The sequence below is a fragment of the Sphingobium abikonense NBRC 16140 genome, assembly GCF_001598335.1.
Classification (GTDB): Bacteria; Pseudomonadota; Alphaproteobacteria; order Sphingomonadales; family Sphingomonadaceae; genus Sphingobium; species Sphingobium abikonense.
The window spans coordinates 1-12,575 of the sequence record NZ_BCYT01000012.1 but is presented as its reverse complement, the minus strand read 5'-3'; the positions used below and the strand labels follow the sequence as shown (position 1 = coordinate 12,575).

Below are 12,575 nucleotides of genomic sequence, written 5' to 3'. Positions count from 1 at the left end.
CTATCAAGGGGCATAATAGGAACAGGGCTGGAGCCATGGTGAATGAGGAGGCGCTCGCGTGGGTGATCCGCACGCGGGATCCGGGATTTGACGACTGGGAGGCCTTCACCATCTGGCTGGAGGGCGACCCCGCGCGCGGCCAAGCCTATGACGCCTTGATGGCCCAGGACGCGGAACTGGACGCCATCATCCCTGCTGATCCGGTCACGCTGCCCCTGCCCGCCAATGACATAGCGCCGCCGCGCCGTCTGGTCTGGCGCTGGGCGGCTGGCGGGGCGATCGCTGCTGCCCTGGTCGCCACCGTGTCGATCGGCACGATGAACCGCGCCGACATCTACCGCGTGGCCACGCGGCCCGGCGAAACGCGCCATATCGCGCTTGACGATGGCACAACGATCGATCTCAACGGCGATACGCGGCTTCGCCTCGATCGCAACGACGCGCGTTTCGCCGCGCTGGACCGGGGCGAGGCTGCCTTCACCGTCCGACACGACGCCAGTGATCCCTTCCGCGTCAGCGTCGGCGATGCTGTCTTCGAGGATGCTGGCACGATATTCAACATTGTCCATACCGACAAGGCGACCCGCATCGGCGTGTCCGAGGGCAAGGTGATCTACAATCCGCAGGCGGAGGCGATCGCCCTGCCAGCCGGCCGCGCGCTTGCCGACGATGCGGAGGGCCTTCGGGTCATGGATGTCGCGCCCGCTGCGGTCGCCAGCTGGCGCGAAGGGCGCTTGGTCTACAACAACGCGCCCATCCGCGACATCGGCCAGGATATTGGCCGATCGCTCGGCATTCGCGTAACGACGACCGCTTCTGCGCAGGCGATGCGCTTTACCGGCACGATCGAGCTGGACAAAAATCCGGCACGGTTCTTTTCCGGCGCCGCGCCATTGATGGGGCTTTCGGCCGTGCCAAAGGACGGCGGTTGGATGCTGACGCCAGCATCGTCCAAGGAAGGGAATGCGCCGCAAGACTGACCTCCTTTTCGTCGCCGCCGCCATTACGGCGACCGCAACGCCCGTACAGGCGGCGGAGAGACACAGGATCAGCATCGCTCCCGGCAGGCTGGGCGAGGCAGCGATTGCGCTCGGCCATCAAACGGGGGCCAGCATCGGCATGTCGGACCAGTCGGTGGCCGGGCTACCGGTCAAAGGTCTGAACGGACATATGTCGCTCGACGTGGCATTTAGACGGCTGCTCGACGGCACGAACGTCAGGGCGCGCCGCATTGCCGGCAGCACATGGCGCCTGGAGCGCAAGCCGAACCAGGCGCCCTCGCGACCCCCTGCGGCGCCTGCCATACCCGCCCTGCCCGCGCCCGAAGCCGATCCGGTCGAGATCATCGTTACCGCGTCCAAGCGCGACACGCCTCTGCCGCGCTATGCCGGGATGGTCGAAACGCTGGACAGCAGCGTCTTCACCAGCGCTGAAGCCGCCAATGGCAGCGCGACGCTGCTCGCGCGGATCGCGAGCCTCAGCTCCACGCACGCCGGCAATGGCCGCAACAAGCTCTTCATCCGGGCCATCGCCGATTCCGGCGTGGCTGGCCCGACCCAGGCGACGACCGGCCAATATCTTGGCGACATGCGCCTCAATTACGCAGCGCCCGACCCTGACCTCAAACTTTACGATGTCGGCCGGGTGGAAGTGCTGGAAGGGCCGCAAGGCACATTATACGGCGCTGGTTCCTTGGGCGGCATCATCCGGATCATGCCCAATGCGCCCAATCTGGGCGAATATGGCGGCCAGATGTCGGCAGGTATGTCAGCCACGCAGCATGGCAACCCCGGGGGCGACCTGTCGGCGACATTGAACGTCCCGATTGTCGCGGAAAAGCTGGCGTTGAGACTGGTCGGCTATGGCGTTCAGGAAGGCGGCTATATCGATGACGTCAATCGCGACAAGGAAGACGTCAACCGGGTGCGGACATGGGGCGGCCGCGCCGCGCTGCGTTTTGCGCCGGACGAGGATTGGACCATCGACCTCAGCGGCGTCTATCAACATATTGCCGGCGATGATGCGCAATATGCGACCCGCTCGGTCGGACGCCTGAAAGGCGCGTCGGCTGTCACCCAGCCCTATTCCTCCGACTATCTGCTCGCCAATGTGCGGATCGAACGCCAGTGGGACAATCTGCGCTTCGTGTCCTCCACCGGGCTTGTCCGCCATGACCTCGCCGAAAGCTATGACGCCACCCAGCCCGGCGGCGCACCGGCGCTGTTTCGCCAGGATAACAAAGTCGACATTTTCTCGACCGAAAACCGGCTGGTTCGCGACCTCGACAATGGTCTGGGCTGGATATTGGGCGCGTCCTATCTGCAAAGCATGTCGGACATTCACCGATCACTGACGTCCTTTGGAACAGCCCCGGTCCTACCGGAGATTATTCCGAACGTGCCAGTGTTCGGGCGCGGTATGCCTGCGCCCGCGACCGGTGTGCGCAATCGGGTTAAGGAAGCGACTCTGTTCGGTGAAGCGTCGTTTGAACCGATCCGGGGGCTGATCGCCACGGTCGGCGGTCGGCTGACCAACAGCCGGCTGTCGGGTGAGGCTCTGGACCCGATTGCCGCCCTGTCATCGGCCGACCTCGCCCGCGCCGAGGCACAGGCGGATCGCAATGAGACGATCTTCCTGCCCTCGGCATCGCTGCTGACGGACGCCATTCCCGATGTCACGCTCTATGCCCGGTTCCAGCAGGGTTTTCGGCCCGGCGGCCTTGCCGTCGATGACCAGAGGGTGCGCCGTTACCAGAATGACCGCGTGTCCACCGTGGAGTTGGGATTCCGCAAGGGGATGCCCGGTCGCGATCCGCTCGCGCTCAGCGCCAATGTCGCCTATACCGACTGGCGCGATATCCAGGCAGACGTGACGGACCGGATCGGATTGCCGACGACCGCCAATATCGGCGATGGCCGGATTTATACGGTGGAAGGCCGGATCGTGCTGCGGCCTTTGACGGCTCTGACGCTCGACGGCAGCTTCATCTATAATGACAGCAAACTCAGCCGGCCCGCGCAATTCCTCCGCGCATTGTCGTTTGACGGCGAATCCCTGTCGCTGCCCAATGTCGCCAATCTGGGGGGGCGTCTGGCAGTCGATTATCGGATGGTCTTGGACGGCGACATGGCCCTGCATCTCAATGGCGCGGCGCGCTATGTCGGGAAATCCAGACTGGGCGTCGGGCCTATATTGGGTCAGACGCAGGGCGATTATGTCGACACCAGCCTGACCGCCAGCCTTCGGCACGGTCCGCTGCAATATTCGCTGTCGATCACGAACCTGCTCGACAGCAATGGCAATCGCTTCTCGCTCGGCACGCCTTTCGACCTGCGATCGGACTATTATACCCCGCTGCGTCCGCGAACCGTGCGCTTGGGGCTTGATTTCGCCTTCTGACGATAGCCTGAACATCCATTCATCGCAGCGCCGGACGGGAAGCCCGCTCCGGCGACGTCCCATGCGCACGCGCGCCTTTCACAACAACTGCAGCGCGGCACGCAGAGGAGACATCATGCGACATCTTTTGGCCTGTACGGCCATCGCCCCGGTTCTGGTGGCACTGGCCGGCGCGGACGCGGCGGCGGAAACCCAGATCACGTCAGCGACCACCGCGCCTGTCAGGACGTCGACCGTGGCCAACGGATCGGCGGACGACATCACCATCACGTCGGCCGGATCGATCAAGCTGACCAGCGGCACCGGGGTAACGGTAGACAGCAATAACGACGTTTCAAACGCAGGCACGATCACGATCAACGACGCGGATAACGTCACCGGCATTTTGATCGCGCCCGGCACCACCGGCGACATCACCAACAGCGGCACGATCACGCTGACAGAGGATTATACTGCCGAAGACGATGATGACGACGGCGACACGGATGGCCCCTTTGCAAAAGGCAGCAACAAGAAGGGCATCTGGGTGCAATCGGGCGCTGGCCATAACGGCGACATCACCCATAGCGGCACCATCAGCATCGAAGGCAATGATTCGGCCGGCATCCGTCTGGATGGCGCGCTCACCGGCGACCTGGCGACCAGCGGCTCGATCACGGTGGTGGGCGACAACAGCTATGGCGTGATCGCCAATGACGTGACAGGTGACGTCACCTTGCGCGGCGCCATCAGCGCCACGGGCGAAAACAGCGTCGGCGCGGCGCTGCTGGGCGATGTGGACGGCGCGGTCAAGATCCAGGGATCGATCGTCAGCAACGGCTATCGCTACACCACCCGCCCCAGCGACACCGATATTCTGGACGACGATGATTTGCTTCAGGGCGGATCGGCTCTCGTGATCGCCGGCAATGTCAGCGGTGGCGTCATCTTCGACGTGCCGCCGGTCGCAGGGGACGACGATGATGAAGATGACACCGACATCGACGATGACGGCCTGACCGACAGCACCGAAGGGTCGGCTTCGATCGTGACCTATGGATCATCCGCTTCGGTTCAGGTCGGCGCGGCGGATGTGGACACGACGATCGGCGCCGTGGCCGCAGGTGGATCGGGCTACGGATTGATCGTCAACGGCACCATAGCCGGCTATGGCATCTATGACGGCGTTGACGCCAATGGCCTCGTCATCGGCGGGCTGGGCGGCAATGTCGACATAGCCAAAGGCATATTGGTAGACGGTACGATCGCGGCGGTGTCCTATGACAGCAACGCCACGGCCCTCCGGCTGGGGTCAGGAGCCAGTGCCGGGACGATCGAAGTCAGCGGCGCAATCGGTGCGACGGGCTCGTCGGAAGAAAATACCGCTGCGCGTGCCATCGTGATTGATGCGGGCGCAAATGTCGAACAGTTGATCGTCAGTGGAACCGTGACATCAGCAGCGCTAGACGATGAAGCCGGCACGGCCATCGCCATAGTGGACAACTCCGGCACCGTTTCTGTTCTCAGCAACAGCGGAACGATTTCCGCTTCGGGCGGCGCTTCCAACATTGCGATTGATCTGAGTGCCAATGACAGCGGCGTCACATTGACCCAAGGCAGGACGGACGAAGACGCCAGCGCGCCTGTCATCATCGGTGACGTTCGCCTGGGTGCCGGCAATGACAGCGTGATGGTGTCGGCCGGCACCATCACCGGCAATGTCGCGCTGGGCGCTGGCGATGACAGCATGGCGCTTTCCGGCAGCACCACGCTGACCGGCAATACCAGCTTCGGGACCGGATCGGCCAACCTGACCCTGGCGGACACCGCCGCGATCATCGGCGCCGTCGACTTCGGCAACGGTTCCGGCACGCTGACAATGGGGGGTACGTCCAGCCTGTCCGGAGCGATCAGTAACGCCGGCAATATCGACGTGGTGCTGAATGGCGGCATGTTGAACGCCACCAACGGCGGAACAATCGCGCTGAATTCCCTGGCCGCCATCGGGACATCCACCATCGGCGTCACTATTGATGCAGGGGAAGGAACCAGCACGCTCTACGACGTGGCGGGCGCGGCAAGCTTTGCCAGCGGATCGCAGGTGAAGGTCAATCTGGCTCAGGTCAGCGGATCGGAAGGGGACTATGTCATCGTCCGCGCCGGATCGCTCAGTGGCGCACCGGCGCTCGATACCGAAACCCTGCTACCCTATATTTTCAAGGGCAGCGTGACGGGCGATACGTCCGCCGGCACCGTCACTCTGTCGATTGCAGCAAAAAGCGTCGCGGAACTGGGGCTGAGCGGGTCGGTGGCCCGCGCCTATGACGCGATCTTCAACGCGCTCGACAATGACAGCGACATTGCCGACGCCTATCTTGGCATAGCGGACGGCACGACGCTGAACGCCAATCTGCGCCAGATGCTGCCCGACCATGCCGGCGGCACCTTTGAAGCGGTCACGTCGGGATCGCGCGCGACCGCCCGCATCCTGTCGGATCCCAATGGCATCTACCGCACCAAGGACGGCCGTCTGGGCTTCTGGCTGCAACAGGTCGCCTTCGGCAGCGCCAAGAGCGTGGGCAGCACGGCGTCCTACGACATCAATGGCTGGGGTGCGGGCGGCGGTGTCGAATATCTGACCGATCTGGGCGCATTTGGCGGGTCCTTCGCCTATATTCACGGCAGCGATTCCAGCGGTTCGAACAATGCCGTGGATTCCGATCAATATGAACTGGCGGCGCACTGGCGCGGCCAATGGGGGCCACTGCTGGCCTTTGCCCGCCTGTCCGCAGCCAAGATCAACTTCTCGGGCACCCGCCATTTCGAAAATGGCGACGTGACGCGCACCGCCGACGGAGAATGGGATGGCGATCTCTATTCCGCGACCGCCGGCCTCTCCTATCAGATGCAGTTCAACCGGTTCAGCCTGCGTCCGGCAGTCGGCATCGACTATTACCGGCTCAAGGAAGATGGCTATGCCGAAACCGGTGGCGGCGATGCCTTCAACCTGACGGTGCTGGGCCGCACGAGCGACGAAACCACCGCCAACGGCACGATCACGGCCGGCTATGATTTCGGAAGTCTGAACCCTGCCGACGGCTGGGTCCGGCTGGAGCTGGAGGGCGGCCGGCGTCAGATCATCGGCGGATCGCTCGGCGACACCACCGCCTATTTCAAGGATGGCGACCAGTTCACGCTGGTGGCGGAAGATCGCACCAATGGCTGGACCGGCCGCGCGCGTCTCTATGGCGGCACGGACACCTTCCGCGTCGGCGGCGAATTCGGCGCGGAGGAACAACAAAATCACGTCGCCATCTCATTTCGCGCGACGGTTAACTTCGTCCTGTGACGTCTGATCTTTGAAGCGGCGGGCCACACCCCACAGACCCTCCCGGTCCGCCGCTTCCGCTTCGGCACATATCCCTCCCCAAGGGCGCCGAACATAAAGAGGGGCGTCGCTGGTCCCCCGGCGGCGCCCCTTCTCTTTGCCCATCGGCGTAGGCATAAAAAAAGGGACGCTTAACCAAGCACCCCTTTTGTCATTGCTTTAAATGATCGGATCGACTTAGCCAGCCAGTCCCTTCTTCACCATTTCGTTGACGACCTGAGGATTGGCCTTGCCCTGCATCGCCTTCATCGTCTGGCCCACGAAGAAGCCGAACAGGGCTTCCTTGCCGCCCTTATATTGCGCGACCTTGTCGGCATTGTCGGCCAGCACCTTGGCTACCGCGGCCTCAATCGCGCCCGTGTCGGACGTCTGCTTCAGGCCCTTTTCTTCCACGATGGCTGGCGCGCGCGCGCCCGTTTCCAGCATGATCTCGAACACCTGCTTGGCAATGGTGCCGCTGATCGTGCCGTCTGCCACCAGCGCAAGCAGTTCAGCGCCCTCCTCCGGCCCGACCGGACTTTCTTCCAGCGACTTGCCCAGACGATTGAGCGCGCCATAAAGCTCCGACAGCAGCCAGTTGGCCGACGCCTTGGCGACTTCGCCCTCGCTCTTCTTCTGGATGCGCGCGCCTTCGGCCAACAACGCTTCAAACCAGCGCGCGGTGTCGGCGTCGGCGGTCAGGGTCGTCGCATTATAGGCGGACAAGCCCAGATCGTTCACATAGCGCGCCCGCTTGGCGTCCGGCAGCTCTGGCAGCGACTGGCGACATTCCTTCAGGAAAGCCTCGTCCAGTTCCAGCGGCAAAAGGTCAGGATCGGGGAAGTAGCGATAGTCGTGCGCATCTTCCTTCGACCGCATCGAGCGCGTTTCATTGCGATCCGGGTCGTACAGGCGCGTTTCCTGCACCACTTTGCCACCGGCCTCCAGCACGTCGACCTGGCGGCTCGCCTCATGCTCGACCACGGCCATGACGAAGCGGACGGAGTTCACATTTTTCGTTTCGGTCCGCGTGCCGAACGGCTCGCCAGGTCTGCGCACGGAGACGTTCACGTCGGCGCGCATCGAGCCCTGGTCCATATTGCCGTCGCACGACCCCACATAGCGCAGGATCGTCCGCAACTTCGACAGATACGCCCCGGCTTCGGCGGGAGAACGCATATCGGGCTTCGACACGATTTCCATCAATGCCACGCCCGACCGGTTGAGATCGACATAGGAGCTGGTGGGGTGCTGATCATGCATCAGCTTGCCAGCATCCTGCTCGACATGGATGCGCTCGACGCCGATGCGCTTGGTGCTGGTTTCGGGGTTTTTCTCATCCAGCACGATGTCGATCGCGCCCTCGCCGACGATCGGGTGATAGAGCTGGCTGATCTGATAGCCCTGCGGCAGATCCGCGTAGAAATAGTTCTTTCGGTCGAAGCGCGACCATTTGTTGATCTGCGCGTCGATCGCCATGCCGGTGCGCACCGCCTGGCGGATGCATTCGCGATTGGGCACAGGCAGCATGCCGGGCATGGCCGCGTCGACCAAGCTGACCTGCGTATTGGGCTCCGCGCCGAACGCCGTCGCCGCGCCTGAAAACAGCTTGGCGTTCGACGTCACCTGCGCATGGACTTCAAGGCCGATCACGACCTCCCATTCACCGGTTGCGCCCTGGATGCGATAGGTTGATTCAGTCATCTTTTCACACCGTCATCCCAGCGAAGGCTGGGATCTTTCTCGTATGTCGTGCCACATCGCCTAAGATGCCAGCCTGCGCTGGCATGACAATGATTGCTTACCACCACTTGTCCGGCCGCGCCGTGAAGCCGGCCCGTTCTTCCAGCGCCAGCGATGCGTTCAGCACCGTTTGCTCGTCCAGCGCCTTGCCGATGATCTGCAATCCGATCGGCAACCCCGCCGAATCCAGCCCGCCCGGCACCGCCATCGCCGGCAGCCCTGCCAGCGAAGCCGGCACGGTAAAGACGTCGTTCAGATACATGGCCAGCGGATCGGCCTGCTTCTCGCCCAGCGCGAAAGACGCGCTCGGCGCGGTCGGCGTCAGAAGCAGGTCGCACTTTTCGAAAGCCAGTTCGAAATCACGGGCGATCAGCGCCCGGACCTTCTGCGCCTGCGTATAATAGGCGTCGTAGAAGCCCGCCGACAGCACATAGGTGCCGATCATGATGCGGCGCTTGACCTCCGGCCCGAAGCCGGCGGCGCGGGTCGCGGCATACATGTCCTGCAAGCCCGCCCCATCGGGCAAGTCGCGCTGGCCGTAGCGCACGCCATCATAGCGGGCGAGGTTGGAAGAGGCTTCGGCTGGCGCGATGATATAATAGGTCGGCAGCGCATATTGCGTATGCGGCAACGACACGTCCACGACTTCGGCGCCGGCATCCCTCAGCCATTCGATGCCGCGATCCCACAAGGCGGAGATTTCCGGGTCCAGGCCTTCGGGGCGATATTCCTTGGGAATACCGACCTTCTTCCCCTTGAGGTCGCTCGACAAATTCGCTTCCCACTGCGGGACGGGAAGGTCGAGACTGGTCGAATCCTTGGGGTCAAAGCCCGACATGACTTCCAGCAGGATGGCGTTGTCGCGCACCGTCCGCGCCATCGGCCCCGCCTGGTCCAGCGACGAAGCAAACGCCACGATGCCCCAGCGCGAGCAGCGGCCATAGGTGGGCTTGATCCCGCTGATGCCGGTGAAAGCGGCGGGCTGACGGATCGATCCGCCGGTATCGGTGCCGGTCGCCGCCGGGCACAGCCGCGCGGCGATGGCCGAGGAGGAGCCGCCCGAGGAGCCGCCGGGCGCCAGCGCCGCATTATCGCCGCCGCCTCGCCGCCAAGGCGAGATGACATTGCCATAATAGCTGGTCTCGTTCGACGACCCCATGGCGAACTGGTCGAGGTTGAGCTTGCCCAGCATTCCCGCGCCCGCCGCCCACAGCTTGCCGGACACGGTAGACTCATAGGTTGGGACGAAGCCTTCCAGCATGTGGCTGGCGGCGGTCGTCTGGACGCCCTGCGTGCAAAACAGGTCCTTCATGCCGATCGGCACGCCGGCAAGCTGACCCAGCGTTTCGCCGGCGGCCTTCGCCTTGTCGGCGGCGTCGGCTGCGTCCAGCGCTTTTTCCGGCGTTTCCACGATGAAGGCGTTGAGCGCCTTGGCCGCGGCGACATTGGCGTTGAACGCCTCCGCCACCTCGCGCGCCGAAAAATCGCCGGCGCGGAATCCGTCGCGAATGTCGGCTACGGTAAGATCAGTCAGATCAGTCAAAACTCTAACCCCGTTCGGGCTGAGCCTGTCGAAGCCCAGTCCTTCCTTGAAGAATAGTGCAGCCCTTCGACCAATTCATGGCGAATGGCGACAAAGAAGGTCACTCGATCACCTTGGGCACCGCGAAAAAGCCATGTTCGGCCTGCGGCGCGTTGGCCAGCACCTTGTCGCGCACATCGCCATCGGTGACGACATCGTCGCGCAGGCGCTGCTGATTGGGGATCACGGCGGTCATCGGCTCAACGCCGGTCACGTCCACCTCGCCCAGTTGCTCCACCCAGCCCAGAATGTTGTTGAGTTCGGGCACCATAGCCTCCGCCTCGGCATCAGTCACGGAAATGCGCGACAGGCTGGCGATCTTTTTCACGGTCTGAAGGTCTATCGACATGGGTTGCCGCTACCATCGGCACCGCCCGCCATCAAGCCGCTTTCGCGCCTCTTGCGCGGGTACCTTCCTTGCGCCAGACATGAGGTGGCAAGGGAGCGCAATGTTCCAAAAGGGCGGGGAGAAAAGGGTGGCGCGCAAATTCCTCTATGTCGTCGCGGCGTTGGTCGTGCTGGCGATCGGCGCGAGCGCGGTCTACGCACTTTGGGGAAATGCGCTGATCCGCGCCGTGATGGTGCCACGCGAGCCTTTCGAACCGCTCAAGCCCCTGCCGGCTGATGCCTATGCCGACGCGACGATGTGGATCGCGCGACCGGACATAGCGAAGGACAATCCGGCGCTCTGGACGCCTGCGGGCACGCCCGTTTCCAAGGAACGGGGCCAGGCGGCGGTCTTTTTCATCCATCCCACCAGCTACATCACCACCTTCGGCAGCGCGCACTGGAACGCTGCACTGGACAATGCGGAGGCCAACGCCACCGCGCGCCGCTTTGTCGCCAGCCAGGCCAGCGCCTTCAACGGTGCGGGCGCCATCTGGGCGCCGCGCTATCGCCAGGCCAATTATGGCGCGTTCCTGACGCAGGGACCGGAAGGCGACAAGGCGCTGGCGGCCGCCTATGGCGATGTGCGCCAGGCCTTTGCGGCTTTCCTCAAAGCCAACCCGCAAGGCCCGCTGATCCTTGCCGCCCATAGCCAGGGCTCGCGTCACCTACTGGAATTGCTGCGGAACCAAGTCGCGGGCAAGCCGATCGCGGACCGGATCGTCGCCGCCTATGTCGTGGGCTGGCCCGTTTCGATAGAGGCGGACCTGCCCGCGCTCGGCCTGCCCGCCTGCGCGCGCCGCGACCAAGCGCATTGCATCGTCAGCTGGCAAAGCTACGCCGAACCGGCCGACCCCTCCGCCGTGGTCGACAGCTTTGAGCGCAAGAGCGGCTATACCGGCCGGCCGCGCAAGGGCACGCACATGCTCTGCACCAACCCCATTACCGGCGCCTTCAACGGCCAGGCGCCGGCCAGCGCGAACAAGGGGACGCTCGACGCTCGCGAAGAAGGCCAGCCGCCCAAGCTGGTCCCCGGCATCGTGCCGGCGCGCTGCGATACCAGTGGCGTGCTAATGATCGGGGAGCCGGTCGACATGGGGCCCTTCACCCTGCCGGGCAATAATTACCACGTCTATGACTATAGCCTGTTCTGGGGCAATGTGCGGGAGGATGCGCTAAAAAGGCTGGCGGCCTTTCGCGGCGAGTGACATTCGCCGCGATCGGTGACACAGGCACCGCCATGACAGTGGTGACGACAGATCGCGCGGCCTTCCGACAGGCTTTACCCCATGGCGGGCGGCTGATCGGCATGGATGTCGGCACCAAGACCATCGGCCTAGCACTCTGCGACGCGGCCTGGACGATCGCCAGCCCCGCCTACACCGTTACGCGCGGCAAATTCGGCAAGGACAAGATCGGCCTGGCCGCCTTCATCGACCAGCAGCAGGTGAAGGGCGTCGTCATCGGCCTTCCCCTCAACCTCGACGGCAGCTTCTCCCCGCGCGCGCAGGCCAGCCGCGCCTTTGCGCACAATATCGCCGACCTTGGCCTACCCATCCTGCTCTGGGACGAGCGCTGGTCGACGCAGGCGGTCACCCGCACCCTGCTGGAAGCCGACGCCAGCCGCGCGCGCCGCGACGAGCTGGTGGACAAACTCGCCGCCAGCTACATCCTTCAGGGTGCGATCGACGGGCTGGTCGCGGGACTGGAATAGGCGTCTTACGGCCCGCTCCCATTCGCTCATGCTTCGAAGGCCGTGAGGATCGGGCACGGCCCTTCCTCCGTTTCATGGCACTTCCGGGCAAGCCGCTCCAGCGCGGACCGCGCCTGTTGCAACGCCTTGATCCTGGCGTCCAGCGCGGCGATCCGTTCGGCGGCCAGTTCGCGCGCCCGCGCCCGATCCTGCCCGGCGTCCAGTTCCAGCAATTCCGCTATTTCATCGAGCGTGAAACCAGCCGCCTGCGCGGACCGGATGAAGCCCAGCCGCCGCACATCCTCCGCGCCATAGCGCCGCACGCCTTTCCCGCGCGGCGGCGTCGCGATCAGCCCGCGGCGCTGATAATAGCGGACCGTCTCCACATTGACGCCGGCCGATCGAGCGAGCCCGGAAATCGTTTG

9 protein-coding genes are annotated in these 12,575 nt (G+C 64.0%); 5 read left to right on the top strand and 4 right to left on the bottom strand.

From position 1 onward, the window contains the following. Positions 1-35 precede the first annotated feature (35 nt). The 3 genes from SAB01S_RS12915 to SAB01S_RS12905 all read left to right on the top strand — a co-directional run bounded on the left by SAB01S_RS12915 (position 36) and on the right by SAB01S_RS12905 (position 6,727). Complete coding sequence (locus SAB01S_RS12915) at positions 36-980, top strand: FecR family protein (protein WP_062733461.1); 945 nt, start codon at positions 36-38, stop codon at positions 978-980. Further along, positions 964-3,399 (top strand): TonB-dependent receptor, encoded by a 2,436-nt coding sequence (locus SAB01S_RS12910; RefSeq protein WP_062733460.1) that lies wholly within the window; start codon positions 964-966, stop codon positions 3,397-3,399. The genes SAB01S_RS12915 and SAB01S_RS12910 overlap by 17 nt, the downstream gene beginning before the upstream one ends. Positions 3,400-3,514: 115 nt before the next feature. After that, positions 3,515-6,727, top strand: coding sequence for an autotransporter outer membrane beta-barrel domain-containing protein (locus SAB01S_RS12905; protein WP_062733458.1), 3,213 nt, complete (start codon positions 3,515-3,517; stop codon positions 6,725-6,727). Between the two features lie 216 nt (positions 6,728-6,943). Here the strand turns inward: SAB01S_RS12905 and gatB are convergent, their stop codons facing one another. The 3 genes from gatB to gatC all read right to left on the bottom strand — a co-directional run bounded on the left by gatB (position 6,944) and on the right by gatC (position 10,419). Beyond that, positions 6,944-8,449 carry an Asp-tRNA(Asn)/Glu-tRNA(Gln) amidotransferase subunit GatB gene (gene gatB, locus SAB01S_RS12900; RefSeq protein WP_062733457.1) on the bottom strand — a complete coding sequence of 502 codons (1,506 nt, stop codon included), beginning with the start codon at positions 8,447-8,449 and terminating at the stop codon, positions 6,944-6,946. Positions 8,450-8,546: 97 nt separating this feature from the next. After that, the gene (gene gatA, locus SAB01S_RS12895; RefSeq protein ID WP_062733455.1) at positions 8,547-10,031 is read right to left on the bottom strand and encodes an Asp-tRNA(Asn)/Glu-tRNA(Gln) amidotransferase subunit GatA; all 1,485 of its coding nucleotides are present in this window, start codon (positions 10,029-10,031) and stop codon (positions 8,547-8,549) included. A gap of 100 nt (positions 10,032-10,131) precedes the next feature. Next, entirely contained in the window at positions 10,132-10,419 is a 288-nt protein-coding gene (gatC, locus tag SAB01S_RS12890; RefSeq protein ID WP_021225502.1) for an Asp-tRNA(Asn)/Glu-tRNA(Gln) amidotransferase subunit GatC, read from the bottom strand. A 127-nt stretch (positions 10,420-10,546) separates the two neighbouring features. Between gatC and SAB01S_RS12885 the strand changes: the two genes are divergently transcribed. Together SAB01S_RS12885 and ruvX are read left to right on the top strand one after the other, a co-directional pair. Then, positions 10,547-11,665, top strand: coding sequence for a DUF3089 domain-containing protein (locus SAB01S_RS12885; RefSeq protein WP_062733566.1), 1,119 nt, complete (start codon positions 10,547-10,549; stop codon positions 11,663-11,665). Between the two features lie 32 nt (positions 11,666-11,697). Continuing rightward, positions 11,698-12,171: a Holliday junction resolvase RuvX gene (gene ruvX, locus SAB01S_RS12880; RefSeq protein WP_062733565.1), complete on the top strand. Its 474-nt coding sequence runs from the start codon at positions 11,698-11,700 to the stop codon at positions 12,169-12,171. A gap of 26 nt (positions 12,172-12,197) precedes the next feature. Here ruvX and SAB01S_RS12875 read toward each other — a convergent pair. Further along, a partial coding sequence (locus tag SAB01S_RS12875; RefSeq protein ID WP_245646483.1) for a MerR family transcriptional regulator occupies positions 12,198-12,575 on the bottom strand: 378 nt, incomplete at its 5' end.

What these genes read in the sequence shown, in the direction of transcription:
- SAB01S_RS12915 (WP_062733461.1), top strand. Translation starts at nt 36, where the DNA reads ATGGTGAATGAGGAGGCGCTCGCGTGGGTGATCCGCACGCGGGATCCG.
- SAB01S_RS12910 (WP_062733460.1), top strand. Translation starts at nt 964, where the DNA reads ATGCGCCGCAAGACTGACCTCCTTTTCGTCGCCGCCGCCATTACGGCG.
- SAB01S_RS12905 (WP_062733458.1), top strand. Translation starts at nt 3,515, where the DNA reads ATGCGACATCTTTTGGCCTGTACGGCCATCGCCCCGGTTCTGGTGGCA.
- gatB (WP_062733457.1), bottom strand. Translation starts at nt 8,449, where the DNA reads ATGACTGAATCAACCTATCGCATCCAGGGCGCAACCGGTGAATGGGAG.
- gatC (WP_021225502.1), bottom strand. Translation starts at nt 10,419, where the DNA reads ATGTCGATAGACCTTCAGACCGTGAAAAAGATCGCCAGCCTGTCGCGC.
- ruvX (WP_062733565.1), top strand. Translation starts at nt 11,698, where the DNA reads ATGACAGTGGTGACGACAGATCGCGCGGCCTTCCGACAGGCTTTACCC.